The 23,671-nt window shown below is 56.9% G+C and carries 20 protein-coding genes and 1 pseudogene; 6 read left to right on the forward strand and 15 right to left on the reverse strand.

The features are described from left to right. Nucleotides 1–33: 33 nt before the first annotated feature. On the reverse strand, nucleotides 34–1,155 hold the full coding sequence (gene pdxB, locus ACRDCA_RS26070) for a 4-phosphoerythronate dehydrogenase PdxB (protein ID WP_438692104.1): 1,122 nt from the start codon (nucleotides 1,153–1,155) through the stop codon (nucleotides 34–36). A 337-nt stretch (nucleotides 1,156–1,492) separates the two neighbouring features. On the opposite strand from pdxB, the gene ecpA reads away from it, so the two are divergent. After that, on the forward strand, nucleotides 1,493–2,074 hold the full coding sequence (ecpA, locus tag ACRDCA_RS26075; RefSeq protein WP_438692105.1) for a common pilus major fimbrillin subunit EcpA: 582 nt from the start codon (nucleotides 1,493–1,495) through the stop codon (nucleotides 2,072–2,074). A gap of 16 nt (nucleotides 2,075–2,090) precedes the next feature. Here ecpA and ACRDCA_RS26080 read toward each other — a convergent pair whose 3' ends face one another. Continuing rightward, nucleotides 2,091–2,864 (reverse strand): AraC family transcriptional regulator, encoded by a 774-nt coding sequence (locus ACRDCA_RS26080; RefSeq protein ID WP_438692106.1) that lies wholly within the window; start codon nucleotides 2,862–2,864, stop codon nucleotides 2,091–2,093. Nucleotides 2,865–3,099: 235 nt separating this feature from the next. Here ACRDCA_RS26080 and ACRDCA_RS26085 point away from each other — a divergent pair, with 235 nt between their 5' ends. Further along, nucleotides 3,100–3,993, forward strand: a complete 894-nt coding sequence (locus ACRDCA_RS26085; protein ID WP_438692107.1) for a DMT family transporter — start codon at nucleotides 3,100–3,102, stop codon at nucleotides 3,991–3,993. Between the two features lie 36 nt (nucleotides 3,994–4,029). On the opposite strand, the gene ACRDCA_RS26090 is transcribed toward ACRDCA_RS26085, so the two are convergent. Together ACRDCA_RS26090 and ACRDCA_RS26095 are read right to left on the reverse strand one after the other, a co-directional pair. After that, nucleotides 4,030–4,656: a CatB-related O-acetyltransferase gene (locus ACRDCA_RS26090; protein WP_438692108.1), complete on the reverse strand. Its 627-nt coding sequence runs from the start codon at nucleotides 4,654–4,656 to the stop codon at nucleotides 4,030–4,032. Between the two features lie 180 nt (nucleotides 4,657–4,836). Next, nucleotides 4,837–5,823 carry a DMT family transporter gene (locus ACRDCA_RS26095; RefSeq protein ID WP_438692109.1) on the reverse strand — a complete coding sequence of 329 codons (987 nt, stop codon included), beginning with the start codon at nucleotides 5,821–5,823 and terminating at the stop codon, nucleotides 4,837–4,839. A gap of 167 nt (nucleotides 5,824–5,990) precedes the next feature. Between ACRDCA_RS26095 and ACRDCA_RS26100 the strand changes: the two genes are divergently transcribed. Then, entirely contained in the window at nucleotides 5,991–7,445 is a 1,455-nt protein-coding gene (locus tag ACRDCA_RS26100) for a PLP-dependent aminotransferase family protein (RefSeq protein WP_438692110.1), read from the forward strand. Nucleotides 7,446–7,615: 170 nt separating this feature from the next. On the opposite strand, the gene ACRDCA_RS26105 is transcribed toward ACRDCA_RS26100, so the two are convergent. Genes ACRDCA_RS26105 through ACRDCA_RS26120 form a run of 4 tightly spaced genes read right to left on the reverse strand, consistent with a single transcriptional unit; the run spans nucleotide 7,616 to nucleotide 11,283 of the window. Further along, nucleotides 7,616–8,122: a protein disulfide oxidoreductase gene (locus ACRDCA_RS26105; RefSeq protein WP_438692111.1), complete on the reverse strand. Its 507-nt coding sequence runs from the start codon at nucleotides 8,120–8,122 to the stop codon at nucleotides 7,616–7,618. Beyond that, nucleotides 8,115–8,831 (reverse strand): DsbA family protein, encoded by a 717-nt coding sequence (locus tag ACRDCA_RS26110; RefSeq protein WP_438692112.1) that lies wholly within the window; start codon nucleotides 8,829–8,831, stop codon nucleotides 8,115–8,117. The genes ACRDCA_RS26105 and ACRDCA_RS26110 overlap by 8 nt, the downstream gene beginning before the upstream one ends. Nucleotides 8,832–8,833: 2 nt before the next feature. After that, nucleotides 8,834–10,864 carry a protein-disulfide reductase DsbD family protein gene (locus tag ACRDCA_RS26115; protein WP_438692113.1) on the reverse strand — a complete coding sequence of 677 codons (2,031 nt, stop codon included), beginning with the start codon at nucleotides 10,862–10,864 and terminating at the stop codon, nucleotides 8,834–8,836. A gap of 50 nt (nucleotides 10,865–10,914) precedes the next feature. Next, a complete protein-coding gene (locus ACRDCA_RS26120) occupies nucleotides 10,915–11,283 on the reverse strand; it encodes a hypothetical protein (protein WP_025120715.1) in 369 nt (122 codons plus the stop codon). Between the two features lie 181 nt (nucleotides 11,284–11,464). Here ACRDCA_RS26120 and flk point away from each other — a divergent pair, with 181 nt between their 5' ends. Next, complete coding sequence (gene flk, locus ACRDCA_RS26125) at nucleotides 11,465–12,490, forward strand: flagella biosynthesis regulator Flk (protein WP_438692114.1); 1,026 nt, start codon at nucleotides 11,465–11,467, stop codon at nucleotides 12,488–12,490. Here flk and ACRDCA_RS26130 read toward each other — a convergent pair. Further along, nucleotides 12,487–12,939 (reverse strand): rhodanese-like domain-containing protein, encoded by a 453-nt coding sequence (locus tag ACRDCA_RS26130; protein WP_438692115.1) that lies wholly within the window; start codon nucleotides 12,937–12,939, stop codon nucleotides 12,487–12,489. The two genes, flk and ACRDCA_RS26130, sit on opposite strands and share 4 nt — an antisense overlap. 92 nt (nucleotides 12,940–13,031) lie before the next feature. On the opposite strand from ACRDCA_RS26130, the pseudogene ACRDCA_RS26135 reads away from it, so the two are divergent. Further along, nucleotides 13,032–14,484: pseudogene (locus ACRDCA_RS26135) on the forward strand (PLP-dependent aminotransferase family protein). Here the strand turns inward: ACRDCA_RS26135 and ACRDCA_RS26140 are convergent. Further along, complete coding sequence (locus tag ACRDCA_RS26140; RefSeq protein ID WP_438692116.1) at nucleotides 14,453–15,568, reverse strand: SLC13 family permease; 1,116 nt, start codon at nucleotides 15,566–15,568, stop codon at nucleotides 14,453–14,455. The pseudogene ACRDCA_RS26135 and the gene ACRDCA_RS26140 overlap by 32 nt on opposite strands. A gap of 145 nt (nucleotides 15,569–15,713) precedes the next feature. Here ACRDCA_RS26140 and apbE point away from each other — a divergent pair, with 145 nt between their 5' ends. Next, nucleotides 15,714–16,745 (forward strand): FAD:protein FMN transferase ApbE, encoded by a 1,032-nt coding sequence (apbE, locus tag ACRDCA_RS26145; protein ID WP_438692117.1) that lies wholly within the window; start codon nucleotides 15,714–15,716, stop codon nucleotides 16,743–16,745. 16 nt (nucleotides 16,746–16,761) lie between these two features. On the opposite strand, the gene ACRDCA_RS26150 is transcribed toward apbE, so the two are convergent. From ACRDCA_RS26150 to ACRDCA_RS26170, 5 genes are all read right to left on the reverse strand, one after another. Next, nucleotides 16,762–17,142 (reverse strand): MerR family transcriptional regulator, encoded by a 381-nt coding sequence (locus ACRDCA_RS26150; RefSeq protein WP_438692118.1) that lies wholly within the window; start codon nucleotides 17,140–17,142, stop codon nucleotides 16,762–16,764. 87 nt (nucleotides 17,143–17,229) lie between these two features. After that, a complete protein-coding gene (locus ACRDCA_RS26155; RefSeq protein WP_438692119.1) occupies nucleotides 17,230–17,697 on the reverse strand; it encodes a carboxymuconolactone decarboxylase family protein in 468 nt (155 codons plus the stop codon). A gap of 131 nt (nucleotides 17,698–17,828) precedes the next feature. Beyond that, nucleotides 17,829–20,972 (reverse strand): efflux RND transporter permease subunit, encoded by a 3,144-nt coding sequence (locus tag ACRDCA_RS26160; RefSeq protein ID WP_438692120.1) that lies wholly within the window; start codon nucleotides 20,970–20,972, stop codon nucleotides 17,829–17,831. Further along, nucleotides 20,969–22,411, reverse strand: coding sequence for an efflux RND transporter periplasmic adaptor subunit (locus ACRDCA_RS26165; RefSeq protein WP_438692121.1), 1,443 nt, complete (start codon nucleotides 22,409–22,411; stop codon nucleotides 20,969–20,971). Before ACRDCA_RS26165 ends, ACRDCA_RS26160 begins: the two co-directional genes overlap by 4 nt. Next, on the reverse strand, nucleotides 22,411–23,667 hold the full coding sequence (locus tag ACRDCA_RS26170) for a TolC family protein (RefSeq protein WP_438692122.1): 1,257 nt from the start codon (nucleotides 23,665–23,667) through the stop codon (nucleotides 22,411–22,413). The genes ACRDCA_RS26165 and ACRDCA_RS26170 overlap by 1 nt, the downstream gene beginning before the upstream one ends. Nucleotides 23,668–23,671: the final 4 nt, after the last annotated feature.

Below are 23,671 nucleotides of genomic sequence, written 5' to 3' on the forward strand. Positions count from 1 at the left end.
TTAACGCTTATTGCTTAAGGCAACCTTACGCTGTTAGCGAACGCCGAAGCCCAGTTTATGCAACAATTCGGCACTGGCGCTGTCATCACACTGCACCAGCAGTGAAGACCACTCCCGGCGTTCCTGATAATGCTTGCGCAGGCGATCAAACTCACCCGGCAGCCCGGCAACTTGCCGCAGCGGCGCATCATCGCGGCGCACATCATACACCAAGTGCATCAATCGTTTTAACTTGGCTTCATCCAGCGGGCCATTGAGGCGAATTTCGCTGAACTCTGGCACCGGCAACAGCGAGGCCAGGTCGATATGTTGTGGCCGCCCCAGATGTTGGGCAAAGGCTTCAAACACCTGCGTGGTGCCGCGTGCCTTTCCTTCCAGCGTGTAACCGGCGATATGGGCAGTCCCGATATCCACCCGATCCAGCAATGGCACGCTGAGATCCGGTTCCGGCTCCCACACGTCCAGTACCGTACTCAGCCTTTTCCCACGCTCCAACACATTCAGCAACGCGGCGTTATGCACCACGGCACCACGACAGGCGTTGATCAGAATGCAATCGTCCGGCAAAGCATCCAGCAGATCCGCGTTGGCCAGATGCAATGATTTATACGGGCCGGTTTTGTTCAACGGGGTATGGAACGTCAGTACATCCGCCTCTGCCACCAGCTTTTCCAATGGCCAGAATTCACCGCCGTCGCCACGATCGGCGCGCGGTGGATCGCACAGTAGCGTACGTATGCCCAAAGCTTGCAAACGAGCATCCAGACGAGAGCCAACATTACCGACCCCGACAATCCCCACGGTTTTATCACGTAAAGCGAAGCCATCGCGTTCCGCCAGCAGCATTAACGACGAAAGCACATACTCCACTACCGCAATGGCATTACAGCCAGGTGCGGCCGAGAAACCAATCCCCGCCTGCTGCAACCATGCTTCGTCCACATGGTCGGTCCCCGCCGTAGCGGTGCCCACAAAGCCTACCTTGGTGCCAGACAACAGTTCCTGATTCACTTTGGTCACCGAGCGCACCATCAAGGCATCGGCTTCGGCCAGCGCATCGGTTGGGATCGGGCGACCTGGGACAGCCTGCACATCCCCCAAACGGCTAAACAGATCCACCGCATAGGGCATATTTTCATCAACCAATATCTTCACGTAATTCTCCAGGAATATACCCGTCGCCTTTCAAGCTGCAGCGTTGTTACCTGCACTTACTCACCCCAGTCACTTACGAAAAGTAAGCACCTGAGGATGTGTAAGCTTGTCGCCTAGCTGCAACTTGAAATTCATAGGGTATAGGTAAGCAGTAGCTACAAAATAGTGTGCCACCGAATGGCTTGGAAACCCAAGCGAGTTATGCCCGGTGAAATAGCGATTTTTTCTTCTAAGCTTTATGGAGTTCTTTCCGATAGATCATCACGCAGGGAGGCGATCTTTGGCGTTAGCTACCGACTGACGGATAAAAACCAATCGAACATCAAAGGCGTTAACCATGAAAAAAGTGACACTTGTTCTGGCGATCGTTGCAACACTCACCACCGTAGGTACCACTCAGGCAGAGGAGATGACGACACAAGCCGTCGCCACCTGGCCTGCAATAGCGGTGAAAGACACCGTCAGCCAATTGGTCGTTACGCCGATTGGCAGCCTGTATTTCCACTATGCCGAAGGCAGTAAACGCTTCAACAGCCCGCAAGGTCTGTTCGACGTGGCTCTCGCAGGCGAAGGAAGCGCGGTTAAACTGACCGCCAAACTGGTTTCCAATACCCTGACTCAGTTGGACACCACCGGTTCAACCCTGGAAGTGGGGGTTAAACACCACGGCGCGGCAATAACAAAAACCGCCGAAACGACCCTGATTGATACCTCTGCCGGGATATCCGGCGGTAATCTGAAGAAACTTGCCCACGCCACCCCGCAGTCTGGCCGCGTTAGTGCGCAAGACCACTTCGACTTCAGCATCATTGGTGCGACGGCTGATGGCACCACGCCGGTGACCGACTTCAGCACCTTGCCAGCAGGTACCTGGAGTGGCGATGTCAACGTGCGCTTCGACGTCGTCTGGGCCAGTTGATAGCCCGACAGCGTGGTTATGCCCGGCGGAAGCGTTCCGGCGTGGTGCCAGCGATCTGCTGGAACATCACAATAAACGCGGATGCCGAGCTGTAACCTACATCAAGCGCTACCTCCTGAACGGTTTTCCCCTGTTCGAGCAGTGACAGCGCATGTAAAAAGCGCAGGCGCTGCCGCCACTCGCTAAACGACATCCCCAACTCCTGCTGGCAGCGGCGCGACAGCGTACGTTCGGTGGTATAAACCTTGCTGGCCCACACCGCCAAAGAGGTGTTGTCCGATGGGCAGCGTTCCAACGCCTGTAGCACCGGGCCGAGGAATTTATCTTGCGTGGTCGGCAGATAGGTTTGCTGAACCGGGGAAATACGCAGTTGGTCAATCAACACCCGGCACAGGCGCAGATCTTCTTCGCTCGTCGGCTCCAGCATCTTGCGCAGCAGGCAGTCCTCAACAATGGCGCTGAACACCGGCGAGACGTTGATTAAGCACGCCTCCTCCGGCAAGCCCACGCACAACGACTTGGCGATATTGATGGTGCGAAACAGTACCGGCTTGCGGTTATGGCTGGAATGCTCCATCCCCGGTGGCAGCCAGACGGCAAACTCCGGCGGGGCCAAAAAGCGTTGTCCGGCGATATTCAGTGCGATCACCCCGGTTTTGACACAAATCAACTGCCCCCAAGTGTGGCTGTGCGGTGAATATTCGGTATCCGCATTGGTTTCCTCACAGCGGAAAAATAGGGTGCGCGGTGCAGCGACGTCTGCGGTAGGGTAATTACGAGTTTCAGCCATGGTGATGTTGTCTTGATTTCGCGAAATACTGTCTGGTTTTAACTATATATTATAAATCAGACACGGGTAGACTAGCCAGCATGTTATATCCCCGTCGTCTTTCAAGCTGCAGCGTTGTTACCTGCACTTACCCACCCCAGTCACTTACCCAAAAGTAAGCTCCTGGGGATGAGTAAGCTTGTCGCCTAGCCGCAGCTTGAAATTCATAGGGCATAGGTTGTTGAGAATAATTATCATGAACGTGATTTTTCCCCTGCTGGCAGTGCTGATCTGGTCGATTAACGCCGTGGTCAGCAAAGTGTCGGCAACCGCCATCGACCCGGCGGCTATCTCCTTCTATCGCTGGGCATTAGCGCTGATCGTGCTTACCCCCTTCGTGCTGCCTGGCGCGATCCGCAATTGGCCAGCCATACGCGCCAACTGGTGGAAATTGCTGATCCTCGGTCTGTTGGGGATGGTGCTCTACCAGAGCCTGGCCTATTACGCCGCACACAGCGTCAGCGCGCTGTTTATGGGTATTCTCAATTCCCTGATCCCACTGCTGACGGTGTTAATCGGTATTTTTGTGCTGCGCGTCGCCCCCACCGTGGGTATCGCACTGGGCAGCATCCTGTCGCTGGGCGGGCTGGTGTGGTTGGTGAGCGCAGGTCAGCCGGGGTTGCTGCTGCAACACGGCATCGGCAAAGGTGAACTGATGATGTTTGGCGCTTCAGCCTCCTACGCCCTGTACGGCGTATTGACCAAGCGCTGGGCGATCCCACTGCCCAACTGGCAGTCGCTATATGTGCAGATCGTATTTGGCGTGCTACTGCTGTTGCCGAACTTCCTGATGGCGCATGATGTGCAATTGAATAGCCAGAACATCCCGCTGGTGCTGTTTGCTGGTATCCCGGCCTCGATTGCCGCGCCGTTCCTGTGGATCCAGGGGGTGATGCGCCTGGGAGCCAACAAGGCGTCGATCTTTATGAATCTGGCACCGGTGTTTACCGCCATTATCGCGGTGCTGTTCCTGCACGAGCATTTGCAGAGCTACCATCTGATTGGCGGCGGCGTCGCGCTGTTGGGAGTGATTTTGTCACAGCGCTTGCGCACGCCGTTGGGGCGTAGAAAAAGCGCCGAGAGCCTGTAACGAAAGCGGGCGGGAGTTAACCCGCCCAGCTTATTGCTAACGTATCCCCTCCATCGCCTGCTCCAGAGCAGTAATATCATCACTGGCCAGCAATGGCTGGATGCTGGCAAACGCCTCGGCGGGCAGATCGTATATATGCAATGCGAGCAAACGTGCGATCGTCTCCGGGGCAAACCGCCGCTTAATCATCCGGGCCGGATTACCGCCCACGATCGCGTAGGGTTCGACATCCGCAGTTACCACGCTACCGGCAGCAACTATCGCCCCTTCGCCAATCGTCACGCCAGGCATCAGCATCGCCCGCATCCCGATCCAGCAGCCGTCGCCAAGGCTGGTATCACCTTTAGACAAATAAGACGCCTGGATGGTTTCCATAAACGGATACAGGCTTAGCCAATCAATACGATGGGTATGATTCCCGCCCATCAGGATCACCGCTTCGGCACCGATACAGACATAATCGCCGATGTGCAACCTGTCTAGCGGCCCCAGCGGTTCCCACTGTTGGCTGACCGTATCGCCGTGCAAATAACGCACCACGGAACGTTCAAAACCGTTATCCCAGCAATGACTGTAATAACTGTGGGTTCCTTTAACCAGAATATTGGGGTTGGTCACCGTCTGGTGGAGTAATTCGGTTTTTGACCAGTGTTTTTCAGACATGGCATCTTCTCTTGATAAACTATAAGAGCCACGGAACATGATGTCGGTGGCAGTGTCTTCTGTTCAAAAAACACTGCCTGATTAAGCGATGATCGCCCGTTTTAATCTTGGATTGAGAGTCATTTTCTGCACCTTGTTTTTGCGCTGCCAATGGTAACAGACCGAAGCTAAAAGCCAAGCCTACTTCGCTTTTCTCAGCATCAACACCCCGCCCATCACCAGCGCGCTGCCCAACAGCTGCAATTGGTTCATGTTTTCCCCCAACAGGAAATAGGCAATCACCGCGGTGAACACCAATTCCAGCGACAGGATCAGGTTGGCTACCGCCAACGGCAGGGTTTTCAGGCTGATATTGTACAGGCCAAAGCCCAGCAGCGTTGGCCCGGCGGCCAGCGTAACCAGCAGCAACCAGCCGCTCCATTGAATGCCCTGCGCCCCCTGCGAAAGGAACCACAAATCGCCGGCCATGCCCTGAAAAGCGGCCATGGGGAAAAACGTCAACAATGTATTGAACACCCACTGATAGACGGCGGAAAAACCAAACACGTAGAGAATAGTGTTCCACACCGGGTAACGCCGCTCGCTGGCGATGCGTCCGCCGAGGGTATACAAGGTGTAGCCGATACCGGACAACATGCCGACCATCAGCCCCAACAAATCAAAACGAGTGTTGCCCATGCTGTCGCCATTACTGACCAGGAAGCAGCCACCCAGGCTGACCACGATCACCAGCAGCTCACGCAGGCTGAGGCGTTCGTTGTACAGCATCCACCCCAGAAATACGGTAAAACCGACCGAGCAATAGGTCAGAATGGTGGCCACCGAGGCACCATTGAGCGCCACCGACAGCGTCCATAAGCTGTTAAACAGCGCCAATAGCAAACCGTAGCCCGCGTAGAACGGTACCTGCTCAAAACGCAGTTGTGCCCATTGTGGTTTGCACAACAGCAATAGCGGCAATAACACCAGAGCCACCAAGGCTGCACGCCAAAAGGCCAGCACAAACGTCGGCAGATGGTAATACTCGGTCAACGCACGGATGATGATGGCGGTGAAAGCCAGCAGCATGGCGCTGATAATGGCGATCGCATAGCCCTGATTGGCTCCCCGCAGGAGTCCACCACTGACCACAACCGGTTCTGCTACAACACCCGACGGTAACGACATAACACCCTCTAAATTCCAGCGCTTGATTATCTGGCGAAGAGTTTAACGCGGCCAGATTTTGCCACCATAGCCACTTTACTGCGATGTTATGCAGGCCACTTTTCTCTTTGTTAAGCCTTGTTACACTGGGATATAGTGAAAATGAAGCTTACCGACCGGGCCAATTTATGCACATTCCACTGGATCGTCAGCAGGACATCCCGCTGTATCTACAAATCGAAGAAGCGCTGCGCCGCGCCATTCTTGGCGGCACCTTTGCCGATGGCGATAAACTGCCGTCAACGCGCAGTCTGGCTGCCGAGCTTTCGGTCAGCCGCCTGACGGTGGAAAGTGCCTACGCCGAACTGACGGCCAAGGGATTGTTGCAACAACGGCGTGGCAGCGGTGCTTATGTCCGGCACCTGCAACCTGCCCCACTGCGGCAACGGCCAGCATCCAGCGAGCTATTTCCTGCCGATCGCTTCACCACCACCACTTCACGGCTGGACGGTTATCCCGATATTCCTTTGCCGGAACACATCATCAACTTTGCCGCGGGCGTCGGCAGCCCCAAAGTGTTCCCACTAGAGGCATTTCGCAAGATCCTGCTGTCGATCCTCAGCCGTCATGCGGAAGAGGCCTTCAGCTACGGCGACTACTGTGGTTACTATCCATTGCGCGACACGCTGGGCCGGATCCTCACGGCGCAAGGTATCCCCACCCGTGCCGAGCAGGTACTGATCACCAACGGCTCACAACATGCCATCAGCCTGATTTTCCAGACGCTATTACGCCCTGGCGATACGGTGATTGTCGAAGAGCCAACCTACGCCGAAGCGCTGGGATTGCTACGCCTGCATCAAATCAACATTGTTGCGGTACCCAGCGATCGCCACGGTATGTGCGTTGAGCAACTGCCGGAGCTGATCGCCCGGCATCAGCCGAAAATGATCTACACCATCCCCAATTTCAATAACCCTACCGGGCGCTGTATGAGCGAAGCCCGCCGCCGCCGTTTACTGACGTTGGCCCAACAGGCCGGGATCGTGATCCTGGAGGACGATTTTGTCGGGGATCTGCGTTACAACGGCAAAAGCCTGCCATCACTGCGCTCCATGGCTCCCGCGGGCACGGTGATCTACGTCAGTACCTTTTCCAAGATGCTGCTGCCCAGCATGCGTATTGGTTATCTGGTGGCGGACAGTGAGCACTATCTGCAGTTTTCCCGGCTCAAGCACGTCGACAGCTTTACCAGCTCCAACCTGATCCAGCGCGCACTGGACGCCTTTGTCACCGTCGGTAGCTACGACAAACAGCTGCGCCGGGCGGGAAGAATGTACCGCCAGCATCGTGATGCCATGGTGGCGGCGTTAAGCGAGCATCTGCCGCCGGGCTGTCGGTTTGAAATCCCTGAGGGTGGGTTGTTCATCTGGCTGCAATTGCCACCAACCGCCAGCACCACACAGTTGATGCCAATCGCCTGGCAACAGGGCGTCACCTTTGCCCGTGGCGAATGCTTTTATGTCAAGGAACAGCACGGCGCACATGGACTGCGGTTAAACTTTGCCGCCAATACGCCAGAGTTGATTACCGAAGGGATTGCCCGGCTTTGCCAGGCGATCGTTGCGGTGACGGGGAATTAAATGTTGGTCAGCCAGCCCCTCACCCCAGCCCTCTCCCGCGGTAAAATCGAGGCCCCCATAAATACCGTGTTGGGGAGAGGGAGCAAGTCCAGAGCTGCGGTCAGGTGCAGGAGTTAAACTGTAGCCAATTCGGTCCCCTCTCCCTGTGGGAGAGGGTTAGGGTGAGGGGCCTAACTGATATGCCCCGCCCACCAGAGCCGCAATTTCATGCCCCAATAGCTGGTCCAGCCGGTGGTGCTTTGTACCACCTGGCCTTGAGAAATGACGACGATGGTCGGCGTTACGCCAATCTGCCACTGCGCCGACAGCTTGCCTTGTTCGTCATTCACCACCGGCAGTTGCAGCTTCTTGGCCGCCAGCCACTGCTCCACCTGCTGGTCATTGCCCGAACGCAGCGCCACGGTCATCACGTTACCGCCGTTCGCCACCAGTTTGGCCACGTAAGGCGTGGTAAAGCGGCAAACCCCGCACCAACTGGCCCAGAAATAAACCAGCAAGGGTTGATCCTGGCTGAGCTGCGCCAACGATACCGGCTCTCCGTCCAGTGTTTCCAGCATTTGCTGGTCAAAGGCTAGCGGTGCTTGCGGGGCTCGCCACCAATCCATAGCGAACATCACGCCCAGTACCAGCAACAGCAAGATCAGCAGTTCGCGCGTCCAGCGCCGCAACCTAGCCATGGTTGACCTTCGCCAACTGCTCCTTCACTACCGCTTCCAGATCTTCATAAGACACCGCGCCCGGCAACATCTGATCGCCTATCAGGGTGGCCGGCGTTCCCTGTACGCCAAACTGCTCCGCCAGCTGCATATTGGTGCGCAGCGTAGTCATGCTCTGCTCGGTGGGCGCAACCTGCTTGACCCCGGTTTTATCCTGGGCAGCAGCGATGCTGGCATTGTCATGGGTGCCTTTTTTAGCCATCAGGCGTTGATGCAACGGCCAGAACTGCTCAGGGTGCTGTTCCCAGGCGGTGAGGGCCACACGGGCCGACGCAATCGAGCTTTCCCCTTTGAACGGCAACAACTTCACTACCAGCGCCACGTCAGGGTATTGCTTGACGATCTTCTCCAACTGCGGATCAAACTGCTTACAGTACGGGCAGTTGTAATCGGTGAATGCTACCAGCGTCAGCTTGGCATTCTTGGCGCCTAACCTTGGGCTGGCCGGATCGTCGAACAGGATCTTGCTGTTTTGTTTAATCGCTTGGCCGATTTGCTGCTCGCTGGTTTGTTGCTGCCAGGCGTTGGCCGCCTCCGCCAGAATATCCGGATTAGAGACCAATGTTTCACGGATCAGCTGTTTAATCCGCACTTCCTGCTCAGGGGTGAAAGGGGCCGCAGCCCAGGCCGGGGTGATAATCAACAGCAATAACAGCAGTAACTTGTTCATTTTTATTTTCCTTTGGCGTTAGACAGGGCATGCAGTACGGCTTCACGAGTGAGTAGCGGAGACAACACTTCGCCGTCTGGCGTGCCAGGGCCATAAATTTGGTTAAAGGGTACGGCAACGCTGCCGCGCTGTTGCAGGAAGGCCGAGATGGTTTCCGACGGACGGCTCCAATCGCCGCGCAACGCCACCACATCCTCGGCACTGAGGGCTTTTTGCACCTCATCACGCAGCAGTACGTTGTATTTATTGGCCTTGCAGGTCACGCACCAATCGGCAGTGACATCAACAAAAACGCGTTTGTTGGCGGCCAGCGCCTGCACGATCGCCTGCTCAGAAAGCGGTTGCCAGGCAATATTGTCGTGTAGCGGCTGCCGCCAGTGGTTGGCCGTCAGCGAGCCCACCAGCAACTCCAAACCACCGATCACCAGCACGCTGGCCGTTGCGATCCCCGCTGAACGGGCACCCAACTGCTGCCACACCGCCAATAACAAGCCAACCAGCAAGACGGCTCCGGCGATCAGCGTCGGCGTCAAGCCGATATGGTTGGTCATCAGGCTAAGCAGCCAGAGCGAAGACACCAGCATCAGCAGGCCCAGCGCCAGCCGCATCCCGTTCATCCAACGGCCCGGGCGCGGCAGACGCAACGCCAATGCAGGCCAGGCGGCAATCAGCAGCCAAGGCAAACTCATGCCAATCCCCAGCGCGACAAACATGCCCCAGAGCACCGGCAACGGGGCCGCTAACGCAAAGGCCACCGCCGTTCCCAGGAAAGGGGCCGAGCAAGGCGTAGCCAGCAGCGTGGCAAACGCTCCCTGCCAGAAATGGCCGCTCAATCCGCGCCCACCTTGGGTAGCCAGCTTGGTATTCAATGAGGAAGAGAGTTGCAGATGGAACAAGCCGAACAGGTTGGCACTGAACAACAGCGTCACCAGCACCATAAAGCCGATAAACCACGGGTTTTGGAATTGGATCCCCCAGCCCAGCGCGTGATTGCTCAGACGCAACAACGTCATCAGCAGGGCCAGCGCCATGAAGGACACTACGATCCCCAGGGAAGAAGCCAGGAATTGCCAACGTACGCTGCGCCGATCGCGCTGTTCGACCTGCAAGATAGAACCCAGCTTCATCCCCAGCACCGGTAGCACACAAGGCATCAGGTTAAGAATGAAACCGCCGGCCAGTGCCATCAGCACCGCCTGCCACAACGGGAAAGCAGCCGTAGAGGACAGCGCAAGCGGCCCGCCAATGGTCACAGTAACCTCCTGAGCGATACCTCCGTCGCTGATAACCAGCCGCAGTGGTTTACCGCGTAGATCTGGAACTGCATCCCCCCAACCATCGCTTACTGGGACTCGCGCTTGCAGGCTCTCTCCAGCACTGCTGACCGCTGGTTTACCCAGATCGGCCCCCGATAACGTATCAAAGAACAGTTCAGGCTGTTGCCAGCCCGCTTTACGTTGTGCGCTAATCTGTAACTCACCGTTGCGATAACCGGCTTGCAGGCTGTCCACCAGCCCGCTGGCAATCGGCACCTGCCCCATCGCCTGAGCGAAGTCGTGATTGAACTGCGGATCATGCGGCGTGGTGAGATCCAGTTTGAACGGATAGTCGGTCAAGATGCAGACGTTGCTACAGGTGGATAAGGTGAGCGTCCCTGCCAATTGTTGCGGCGCAGTCCCCTTTAACACGATGGGTAGCGTTACCCGCTGCTGATAGCCTTGCGTAGAGATCCCTGCCACGTCAAAGCGCTGCGGCGTTGGCCAGAACCAGGTCGCCGGTGGCGGGTTGCCCTGCCAGGTGATGGCTGGCGCAATGCCCCCTTCCCCTGGTGAGCGCCAGTAGGTTTTCCACCCTTTATCCAGCTCAACGGCGAGCAGCACGCGGGTTTCGTCCCCTTTGCTGGTGTCGGCACGCAGCCTGATTTTCGCATGATCGTTCTGCAGGCTTTGCAGCCAGCCGCTATCCGCCGCCTGTGAAGCGGGTAGCCATAGTACTAACAGGCAAGTCAACGCCAGCCTGATGAAATTCAACATAGTTGTTCTCCAAAAAAGAAATTAGTCACTCGGTTTGACGAGGGATTAACTCATTCTCGGAACACGCATAATCGTAGATGTACCCTGAGGGTGGTGGGGGAAATAACGCGTAAAGGAGGCAGAGGCAGGCGTGGAGCGACGATCGGTGCCAACAGGATCAGCAGCATCCCCAGGCCAAACAGCACGTTTTCGAACATCACCGGCGGAGAGGCCAGCAGCGATTTGGCACTCAGTTCACAGGGGGTAGAAGTAGTCGCTTCTTCATCGACTCCGGCAGAAGATTGGCTAATGCTGACAGCAGGTAAGCCAAGGGCCAACTGCAAGGTATGCAGACCCGCCATGCGCTGGGTGAGGCACGTCAGTACCACCAGGCAAGCCAGGTATAGAAACCATTTTGCAATCCGCTGTCGATTAATCATCACGCCCTCAATGCCGTATCTGCGCCTATCTTAGCGGCGCAAATGGGATAAGCAACGATTGGCCTGTAAAGAAATGTCTGGCGGGCGGTATTGATGGCGTGAAATTACAGGTATCATAAGCGATTGAGCCTGTGCTTTTCGCCGGGTATGCCGACTTTATACACTGCGAAGGACTGGTGATATGCAACCGTTAAGTGGACCTGGCGCGCCTGGCGCAGCCGATCACCCTCCGACCCCAGGCAAAGCCCCCTCTGCCGACGATCAACCGCTCTCCCCGGCCCAACGTACCCAGTTGGAAAAACTGATCGTCAAGATCATGGCACTCAGCCCGGCCAAATCCGCCGAGATCTGGGTCACGCTGCGTCATGAACTAGGTGCGGATAACCACAGCGAACTGTTGGCACGCCATTTCCAGCCGGCAGAGCTGCTGCTGCAAAACCGCCTTGGCGTAGCCCAACAGAACCATGCCAGCCGCCAACTGCTGCAACAGCTCACCGAACTGTTGCCACAGGGCAATAACCGCCAGGCGGTCAGCGATTTTATCCGCCAGCAGTTCGGCCACACGGTGTTAAGCCAGTTGAGCCACCAGCAGTTGCAGCAAGTCTTGAACCTGTTGCAAACCGGCGCACTGACTATCCCTCATCCGCAGCAAACGGCCACCAGTGACCGTCCGCTGCTGCCTGCGGAGCATCAGCACTTGCAGTTGCAGGTAACCAAGCTCAGCGCAGCGACCGGCGAGACACCGGCCAAGCTCTGGCAGGCACTGTTCGATCTGGTCGGGGTAAAAATCAACGATCCGCTGCCGGCACGCCACTTCCAACTGCTCAGTCAGTTTATGCAGGTGAAATTGGCACTCAGCCCACAGACGGCACCGACACTGCAAAACCTGCTGGCGGTATTGAAACAGCCGGCAGACCAGCAGGAACAGCAGCAGCTCAACGACTATTGCCAGAACCGCTTTAACGGCAGCTTCACTACGCCGTTGACCCATGCGCAGTTGAACGACGTGATCCAGCAGCTGTTTGCCCGCCGTCTGGAGAAGGCTGGCCACGCTCCCTCGTTGCAAAGCGACGTGCAACAGCCGCAACCATTGCTTAACCCGCTCATCGCCGCCCTGCCGCAGCCTTTACAGTCGATATTCAGCAAGCCTTTGGCGTTGGTTGTCGGCGTTATCGTAGTAGCCTTGATACTGTGGGCGCTGTTCTAGCAGCCGCACTCCGGCGTTTTATCCCGCCCCTGCAACGTTCCCAGCTCAGCACCGATGGCCACCGGATGGCCATCGCGTAGCCAGAAATCCAACCCGCCAATCAGTTCTTTGACCCGAAAACCGAGCTTGGCCAACTTGTAGGCTCCCTGCGTGGAACCGTTACAGCCAATCCCATCGCAATAGGTGACATAGACTTTGTCACGATCGAGGGTTGAGGTACTGCTTTCATCCATCAAGCGATGGGGGAAACTCACCGCGCCAGGAATATGTCCGGCGGCGTATATTGCACTTGCGCGAGTATCGATCACCACAATTTCGCTGACGCCGTTGCGTAAATCCTCGGCAACATCCGCCGAGTCGGTGTAAAAGCTGAGCTTGGCCGCCAGATAATCCTGGCTTTGTGCCACCGTTGCCGGGGGAAAGGCCAATACCAATGAAGATACGCTCATAGTTTAATTCCAGTGCATGAAGGGTGATGACAATAGTGCCCGATTTTGGTCTTATCATTGATACCCATTTTACCCGATTGGTAAGACCGATTATGTCTCAGGTACTGTTGACGCTGTTTCAACAAGCGGAGAACGCGACGGGCACGCTGCGTGAACGAGTGTGCAATACGTTACGTAAGGCGATCCATGGCGGCACCTTAAGCGCGGGCCAACGGCTGCCTTCCTCACGGGTTCTGGCGGCCGATCTGGGTGTTTCGCGGGTTACCGCCGAGGCCGCCTACTCACAACTGGAAGCCGAGGGCTATCTGCAACGCCGAGTGGGCCAAGGCACCTATGTTGCCATCCAGATAACCAAACCGGCGGCAATACGCAAACCCAGCGGGCAGCTACGGCTTTCCCAGCGCGGTTTGGCGATCGTGCAAACCGGGGGCTGCCGCGATCCACAGCAGCCACTGCCTGTTTGCCGCCGGTTCGCCGGATCTGCGCGCCTTCCCGCTGAAGCTCTGGCAGCAGCTCACCGCCCAACGATTGCGACTCCAGGGGGAGAAACTGCTGCGCTATGGCGATCCGCAAGGCTACCTGCCACTGCGTGAAGCCATTGCCGGTTACGTTGGCCAGACCCGTGGCGTGAGCTGCGATGCGGAACAGGTGATCGTACTGACCAGCTCCCAACAGGCATTACAGCTGATCGCGACCTTGCTGATCGATAATGGGGATGCAGTGTGGCTTGAGGAGCCGGGTTACAACGGGGCCAGGAACGCTTTTACCAGCGCGGGTGCTAACCTGGTGCCAGTGACGGTGGATGAGCACGGGCTGCGGCCAGACGACTCATTGCCGCCCCCTCGCCTGATCTACCTGACGCCTTCACATCAGTATCCCACTGGCGTAGCGCTCAGCCTTGAACGGCGGTTGGCTCTGTTGGAGCAGGCACGGCGGTCGCACAGCTGGATTATTGAAGATGACTACGACAGCGAGTTTCACTATGACGGCCAGCCGATGCCTGCCATGCAGGGTCTGGATCGTCACGGCACGGTGCTGTATGTCGGCACCTTCTCCAAAGCGTTGTTCCCTTCGCTACGCTTGGCCTATCTGATCGTGCCCCCTGCGTTGGTCGCGGCGTTTACCACCGCGCGGTCGGTGTATGACGGCCATTGCGCTCAGTTGGCGCAGGCGGTAACGGCAGAGTTTATTCTGCAAGGGCATTTTGCCGCCCACATCCGCTACATGCGCCAACTCTATCGCAGCCGTCGCGATTGGCTGCTGACACAGCTGGCGCAGCACCTGGGGCATTTTGCCACACCACAGTACGCAGGCGGCGGGCTACAGCTCGGCGTCTGGCTACCCCCAGGGCAAGAGGCAGAACTGACCCGACAGGCACAGCAGTCAGGCGTCATTACCCCCGGCCTATCCCTGCAATATCAGAATGCAACTGCCAGACGCGACGGCTGGTTATTGGGCTTCTCGGCACTGACGCCAGGGGAGATAACCCTGGCGCTGGAACGGCTGAGCCGAATTAACGCAGGAGTAACCAGCCGACCAGCGTAGCCCAGGCCAGGAATGGTAGCGAATAGAAATGGAACCGCAGCCAGATCTGGCGTTCCCCTGCCATTCTCAGGGCGATCAGGTTCGCCATTGATCCAATCGCCAGACCAAACCCTCCGGCGTTTACCGCATAAGCGACCAAGGCGCTGGAAGGGACATAGTTCAGCAACAAAATGGTCGCCGGTACGTTACTGATCACTTGAGATAAAGCAATCCCCAAGGCATATACGCTACCGTCCGCCAACGAGGCAATCTGGTAAAACAGCGGCTGTAACGACTGCAATTGGGTCAGCAGACCAATGTTGATAAACATGGCGATAAAAACAAAGATCAGGCTCCAGTCAATCTGCAGCAGTACCTGCCGGGCCAGCAGCAAAAAACCGGCAAAGACCAGCAGCATCCCATACAGCGGAAAATCAAGATCCAGGCAGATCAGAAAAGCCACGTACAGCACGACACAGCCCAGCAACAGACGCATTTGATAAGGATAGGGCTGCGTATTTGGAGCCTTGATAATTTTCTGTGCCGGGAAACTGAACCAGGTGACCACCAGCAGGCTCAGCATCATCACGGCACCAAACGGTGCCATACGGCCAATAAACTCCATAAAGGTCAGCGAAGACTTGCTCCACAGTAAAATGTTCTGTGGATTGCCGATCGGCGTCAGCAACGACCCGGCATTCACCGCCAGCGCCTGGAAGATGATCAGGCGACTTACCGGCAATGAGGAGAGCTTTTTCAGCGTGATGGTCAGCGGGATAACGATAAACAGCGCCACATCGTTGGTGAGAAACGACGACAGCAGCGCAGCGGCAAACACCAGAAACAGCGCCAGCGAACGTTCACTGTGCAGGGTGTTAACGATCTGACGACCAATGAAATCGAAATAACCACTGACTTCAACGCCTTTGGTCAACAGCATCAGCCCCAGCAAGGTCATGATGGTGCGCCAATCGACAAAACCGGATAGTGCCCTCAGCGGCTGTGGCCCAATGGCATACAGCAGCATCCCCATTAACAGCAATGCATGCAGAAAACGATCGTGCAGAAATGGCCGCAACAAACTGGTCACCGCATTTGAACTCATGTATTTACTCTTATTTTCCAAGCGAGGACTGGAAAGTGACGTTAGCCGAACCTCTTGAATTACGCCAGTAAAAACGCACGTTGCCCTTTCCATTTGGCCGATTTTGCTTTATACCCGTCCTCTTTCCCTGCTTTTAGGATTTTCTATGGCCACTTTCATTGCCAAAAGGCTGCTGTTTAGCGCGGCAATTATGCTGCTAGCCGCCTGTAACGATGCCAACACCCGCCCCCAGATCGACATCGAAGGCAAAACCATGGGGACGTTCTACAGCGTGAAGGTCAGCGGCACTATCACCGAGAGCAAGCAACAATTACAGCAGGAGATCGATGCGCTGCTGGAACAGGCCAACGACGACATTTCAACCTACCGCCCAGATTCGGTGTTATCCCGCTTTAACCAGAACACCAGCGCCGAGCCGCAGCCTATTCCCCGTGGAATGGCCGATATCATTCTCACGGCTCAGCGCATTGGCCGCGATACCGGGGGCGCGATGGATATTACCGTCGGCCCTTTGGTTAACCTGTGGGGTTTCGGCCCGGATAAGCGAGTCGTTAAGGTTCCCAGCCAACAACAGATCGACGAGGCACGCAAGCATATTGGTTTGCAGCATCTGAAGTTGCTCAGTGACAATCGGGGTGAATGGCTGCAAAAAGATCTGCCGGGTATGTATGTCGATCTCTCTACCTTGGGCGAAGGCTACGGAGTGGATCAGTTGGTGCAGTTAATGGCGCGTAAAGGCATCACCAACTATCTGGTTTCGGTGGGCGGGGCCGTTTCATCACGCGGCGTGAATGGCCAAAACCAGCCTTGGCGGGTCGCTATCCAAAAGCCAACCGATCGGGAAAACGCAGTACAGGCGTTGGTGGATTTACAAGGCTACGGCATCAGCACGGCGGGGAGTTACCGTAACTACTTCGAGCAGGACGGCCAGCGCTATTCCCATGTGATCGATCCCGTTACCGGACGGCCGATTACCCATAAGCTGGTGTCCGCCACGGTGATCGCCCCTACGGCGCTGGAAGCCGATGGCTGGGATACCGGGTTGATGGTGCTGGGTACGGAAAAAGCGCTCAAGCTCGCCGAAGAGAAAGGATTGGCGGTGTATCTGATCACTAAAACCGATGATGGCTTCAGCGCGGTGATGACGCCACAGTTTAAGGCGTTTTTGGTCAAGTAGGGCCGCAACGTCAGATTTAATCTGACGCCAAATCCTGCTCAGCCTGACGGTAATACTCGATCTTGATATGTAAAGCCTGCGCAGATTGGCGCAGGCTTTCAATTTCGTCCATAACATCTGCCAGATGTTCCTCCAGAATCTGGCTGCGCTCCGCCAGTGTTGAGCTTCCAGCGCTGCGTAATTTTGCAAAACTCTTCATCCTGACAATTGGCATACGCGTCGTTCGCAACCGTATCAGAAATTCGATCCAGGCCATATCCGATTTCGCATAGCGTCTCTGGCCACCGGCAGCCCTCCCCACGGGAGCGATCAAACCGATACGTTCGTAATAGCGCAAAGTGTGAACCGTCAGACCAGTACGTTTAGTGACTTCATTAATACTCAGATGGGATTTCATAAGGTACTCCTAAGCAAGGCGACTGTCCCTGTTAGCCTTTCATTTCGATAGCCCGTACCTAACGTAGGCGTTGATTGCCAGGTCAACTCATAGCCGGGGTTTGACGCCTCGTTTATCAAACACCTCTCTGGCAGCACCGATCCCATTCAAGGCACTCGGAAAGCCAGCATAAACGGCCATTTGATTGATAATTTCAACAATCTCATCCGGCTTGCAGCCCACGTTCAGCGCTCCCTCAATATGAACCTTAAGTTGCGGTTGTGCATTACCCAGCGCCGTCAGAGCCGAAATAGTGGCTAGTTCTCTGGTACAAAGGGAAACGCCAGATCTTGAGAATACATCTCCATAACTGAAATCAATAATCCAGTCACCCAGTTCTGGCGAAATATCTCTGAGCGACTCAACAACCCTCTTGCCTTCCTCCCCCGTTATTTTTGCCAGGGTTTCTTCACCTAAGGAACGCCTGCTCTCAGGTTCGGTTGACCATGCGAATGCCGCAAAAATCAATCCAGAAAATATTAATCCTTTATAAAATAGAGTATTTTTCATTATCATTGCTCTTCTCCTTCCTCATTGTTATATGAAGTGTGCAGCCAAGAAAATATCTGCACACCTCTATCTCAGAGGTAGGCTACAGGTTAGAGCGCGCTCTAAGTCAAGCAAGATAGCAATCGTATTGAAGAGTGTTATTCCGCCGCCACACCTTGCTTTTCATCCTTACGGTGCAACAGCGAATAGACCGCCGGGATCACTAACATCGACAGCAATGGCGCACTGACCATACCGCCAATCATCGGTGCGGCAATCCGCTGCATCACCTCCGAACCGGCACCACCGCCCCACATGATCGGCAGTAAACCGGCCATAATGGTCGCGACCGTCATCACCTTAGGCCTGACACGCAATACCGCGCCTTCGCTTATCGCCGCCATCAGTTGCTGGTGGCTCAACGGTTGGCCCGGTTGACGGTATTTCGCCAGCGCCTGATTCAGATACAGCACCATAATGACGCCAAACTCGGCCGCCACCCCGGCAAGGGCAATAAAGCCCACCGCCCCTGCCACCGACAGATTGTAATCGAGCAGATACAGCAGCCAGACCCCGCCTATCAACGCAAACGGCAGCGTCGCCATGATCAGCAACGCGTCACTCACGCTGTTGAAAGTGACGAACAACAGCACGAAGATGATTGCCAACGTCACCGGCAGCACAATCTTCAACTGGGCGCTGGCGCGTTCCAGATACTCAAACTGCCCGGACCAACTGAGCGAAACGCCGGCAGGCAACTTCACCTGCTGTGCCACTACCTGTTGCATCTCCTCCACCGCCGATTTCAAGTCGCGCCCGCGCAGATCGACATAGATCCAATCGGAAAGCCGCGCATTCTCGCTTTTCAACATCGGTGGCCCTTCGCTGATGCGAATATCCGCCAGCTCTGCTAACGGCACCTGCCCCCCTGCCGCCGTCACCACCGGCAGTTCACGCAGCTTTTGCAGCGAATCGCGGATCTCCCTTGGGTAACGAACATTGATCGGGTAACGCGCCCGCCCCTCAATGGTTTCGGCAACGTTTTCCCCGCCCACCAGCGTGGCGACCACTGATTGCAACTCTTTCACCGATACGCCATAACGCGCCGCACGTTGGCGATCGATATCGATATCCACATAGCGCCCACCAGCAAGACGTTCCGCCAGCGCGGAAGTTACACCCGGAACCCGCTTCACTACCTGCTCGATCTGGCTGGCCGCCTGCTCGATATCGGCAATATTGCTGCCGTTGACCTTGATGCCCACCGGGCTTTTGATGCCGGTCGCCAGCATATCCAGACGGTTGCGGATCGGTGGCACCCAGACGTTGGCAATGCCTGGCACTTTGACCACGCTGTCCAGTTCCGCCACCAGCTTGTCCATCGTCATGCCTGGCCGCCACTGGTCGCGCGGTTTAAAGCGAATGGTGGTTTCCAGCATGGTCAACGGTGCCGGATCGGTCGCCGTTTCCGCCCGTCCAGCCTTACCAAACACCGTGTCCACTTCCGGCACGGTTTTGATCAACCGATCGGTCAGCTGCAGCAGCCGTGCCGCTTCGCGGGCCGAAATCCCCGGTAAAGTCGAAGGCATATACAGCAGATCTCCTTCGTCCAACGGTGGCATAAACTCACTGCCCAAACGGCTGAGTGGGAACAAAGTCAGCACCAACAGCAAGGCAGAAATCCCCAGGGTTGTTTTCGGGCGTGCCAGCACCGCTGCCAGCAACGGCTGATACATGCGGATCAGCCAGCGGTTGATCGGGTTGGCATGTTCGTCCGGAATACGGCCACGGATAAAGTAGCCCATCAACACCGGCACCAGCGTGATGCCCAGCCCGGCGGAGACCGCCATGGCATAGGTTTTGGTAAACGCCAGCGGCGCAAACATCCGCCCTTCCTGTGCCTGTAGCGAAAACACCGGGATAAACGACAAGGTAATGATTAATAGGCTACAGAACAGCGCCGGCCCAACCTCAACCGCCGCCTGCTCTGAAATATGCCAGTAATCTTTCGAGGTCGGCTGTTGGCCGGGATGGCGTTGCCGCCACTGCTCCAATACCTTGTGCATGTTTTCGATCATCACGATCGCTGCATCCACCATCGCGCCGATGGCAATGGCTATGCCCCCCAGTGACATGATGTTGGCGTTAACGCCCTGATAGTGCATCACCACAAAGGCTCCGAGGATCCCCAGCGGCAGAGTCACCATCGCCACCAGCGCCGAACGGAAGTGGGACAGGAACAAGGCACACACCACCGCGACCACCAGGAACTCTTCCAGCAACTTGAATGACAGCGTATCAATCGCGTGCTCGATCAGTTGCGATCGATCGTAAACCGGCACGATCTCCACGCCCGGCGGCAGGGTGTGCTGGAGCTGTTGCAGTTTGGCCTTCAACGCATTGATGGTTTCCAAGGCATTCTTGCCGTAGCGCATCACCACAATGCCCCCCGCCACTTCGCCTTCACCGTTGAGTTCCGCCACACCGCGGCGAATTTCCGGCCCTTCACGCAGTTCCGCCACCTGTGACAACAGGATCGGTACCCCGTCACGCGCGGTGATCACCACGTTATTAAAGTCGGCGAGCTTTTTCAGGTAGCCGGAGGTACGCACCATATACTCCGCCTCCCCCATTTCCAGCAGCGCACCGCCGCCTTCCTGGTTGGCATCCTGAATGGCACTCACCACCTGCTGATGGGTAATATTCAGCGCCCGCATACTTTGCGGGTTTAATATCACCTGATATTGCCGCACCATGCCGCCAACGCTGGCCACTTCCGCCACGTTGGGGACGGTTTTCAACTCAAACTTCAGCGTCCAGTCCTGCAAGGCACGCAGATCCGCCAGGCTGTGCTTGCCGGTGCGATCCACCAATGCGTACTCATACACCCAGCCGACGCCGGTCGCGTCCGGCCCCAGCGCCACCTTCACCTGCGGCGGCAACGAGGACTGCACCTGGCTGAGTGACTCCAGCACCCGCGAGCGCGCCCAGTAAGGATCGGTACCGTCTTCAAACAGAATGTAGACGTAGGCATCGCCGAACATCGAGAAGCCCCGCACCGTGCTGGCCCCTGGTACCGTCAGCATGGTGGTGGTCAGCGGGTAAGTGACCTGATCTTCGATCACCTGTGGCGCTTTGCCCGGATAGGTCGCCCGGACGATCACCTGAACGTCGGAGAGATCGGGCAGCGCATCCAGCGGCGCCTTCTGCAATGCCCAGACGCCCCACCCGGCCAGCAATACCGAAGCCAGTAATACCAACAGCCGGTTGCGTATCGACCAGCGGATCACGGAGGCGATCATTGCTGGCCCCCTTGCGGCATGATCTGGCTGATGTGCGAGCCGTTTTCATCCACGCTAAAGTGGAACATCACCTTGCTGCCGATATTAATCCCGGCAGGCAGCCCACCCGCTGGCAGAGTAAAGTCCATGGTCATCGCGGGCCATTGCAACTCTGCGACCGGCTCGTGCGACAGCGTGACGGTAGCGCCATCCACCGCCTCGACCACGCCCACCGTCTGGTATTGCTTGACTCCCTCCTGCGCGGCCATCTGTGGCAAGGCGCTGCGCATGCTGGCTTCGGAATCAATCAGGAATTGGCCTGAAGTCACCACCTGTTGCCCGGTTTGCAAGCCCTGTTTGATTTCTACCCAGCCGTCCTGTGCCAGCCCGGCGACCACCTCAACCGGGGTAAAATGACCGTTGCCTTCCGCCACCAGCACCCGGTTACGATCGCCGTTGCCGATCAAGGCTTCCTGCGGGATAGCCAGCACCGGCTTGGCCCCGACGTTTTGCGCCAGTTGTACCTGCAAATACATGCCAGGCTTCAGGCGTTGTTGGGGATTTTTCAGCACGATACGCGCTTTAAAGGTGCGGGTCAGCGGATCGACGTTAGGTAACAGTTCGCTGACCTCGCCGGTAAAGCGTTCTCCTGGCCAACTGGCGGAGCTAGCGGCCACGGCATCGCCAACCTGCAACAGCCCGGCCTGCGCTTGCGGGTAGTCAATGACCATCCACACCGGGTCAAGGCTGGCCAATTCAAACAGGCCCTGGGTTGCGGTGACCTGCATCCCCTCCCGCGCATCCAGCTTGTTGATAAAACCGCTCTCCGGTGCGCTAACGGTAATGCGGGTCTGTGGTTGGCCGCTGCGTTCAACCTGCCGAATGATCGCTTCCGGCATAAACTGCAACGCCAGACGCTGGCGGGCTGCCGAAGTCAGTGCGCTATCTCCCAGCTTGCGGATCGCCAGATATTCCTGCTGCGCGGCGCTCCAGTCCGGGATCCACAGCTGAGCCAGTGCCTCGCCTTTCTTTACCTGCTGCTGGCTGGCTCGCACATAGAGTTTCTCCACCAGCCCATTGGCCCGCGCGGCAATCACCTGCACACTACGTTCATCGGTAGCGACGCTGCCATAGGCATCCAACTGCAAATTCAGTTCACGCAGTTGTGCTGCCGCTGTACGAACCCCCAGATTCTGCTGCTGACGGGCGCTGATGGTAACCCCACCATCCTCCTGCTGCTCATCGGCATAGCGTGGCACCAGTTCCATATCCATAAACGGCGATTTCCCCGGCTTATCAAACCGCTGGCCGGGCACCATCGGATCGTACCAATACAGTACCTGCCGTTCAGCGCCGCCGCTGGCAGGCTGGGGTGCGGCCTTTTCCCCGGCAAACCAGTAACCGCCCATGGCACCGCCCAATAAGGCGGCTAACAGCGTCAGGCTAAAACGCATTTTCATTACAGTGCCTCCTGCACGGTGAGATAACGGATGGCGGCCCACAGCTGCGCCAGTTCACGCGCGGCCTTACCGGCACTAAGACGGCTATCGAGCAAGGCCCGACGCGCCTCCAATACTGAGGAGAGATCGCTTTTGCCACTGCGGTATTGCGCCAGTTGCAAGGCCACACGCTGCTGTTGCAAAGGGATCGCTTGTTGCTCCTGACGCTGCCATTGCGCCTGCGCAGCCTGATATTGCGCCAGCAGGGTATCCAGTTGGGCCTGATGATCGCGGATCAATAACGTCAGTTGATCGTTGGCTTCCATCGAACGGGAAACGTCGGCGGCATAGTCCTTGTCCTGGCGCTGAGAGCGGAACAGGGGCAAATCGACGGTAAACATCACGCCCGCCATATCCTCATAGCCATCGGCCCGTTTGCCATACGACACCTCTATGCCCACGTCTGGAATGGCTGCCACCTCTGACTGCGCCGATCTCGCCTTGGCCACATCGGCCTCACGGCTGGCCTGCACCACCTCCGGATGCTGTTTGATCGCTTGCCGCAGCAGATCGCTCTCGGCAGGCAGGCGTTCGAAACGCGGCAACGGGCCACCGATCCCTGCAACCTGCTGCCCGGTCAACTGGGTCAAACGTGCCTGAGCGATGGTGACGTCTCGCTGCGCCTCGCTGAGCCGATCCTGCATCGCCAACAGCGTTAAACGTGCATCAATGACGTTAGCGGCAGGCAAACTGCCGCTGGCAACCCCGGCATGTTGGGCAGCAATTTGCCGCTCACTTTCTTTCAGTAACGCCGTGGCGTCTTTCAGCGTCTGCTGGCTCAACGCCAGTTCCAACCAGGCCTGTGCCGTCTGCTGCTGCAAACGGGCGCGGATAGTCGCACTGCTGGCTTCGGTTTTATTGGCTTCGGCACGCAGAGTGTCGGCCTTGCGTTGCCGCTTGGTGCTGCTGACGTAATCCTGCATGATGCCAACCCGCTCCATGGTCATCCCTTCACGGGTCAGACGCCGGGCGTTACCGCCTTGTACCGGCACGTTTTCGATACCGAATTTCAGCTTGGGATCGGGCAATTCCATCGCCGAATCCGCCATATTTTGCAACGCATTGACCTGGTGCTGATTGGCCGAAAGCTCGGCTGAATAGCGTTCTGCCGCTAGCAACGACTGTTCCAGCGTCAGGTCCGCCGCCTGCGCACTCGCCGTCCAACAGGCGAGCAGCAGCCAGCTCACCCGCAATGGGTGAGAAAGTAATCTGGACATGGTG

Source organism: Serratia sp. (in: enterobacteria), from assembly GCF_051654945.1.
GTDB lineage: Bacteria > Pseudomonadota > Gammaproteobacteria > Enterobacterales > Enterobacteriaceae > Chania.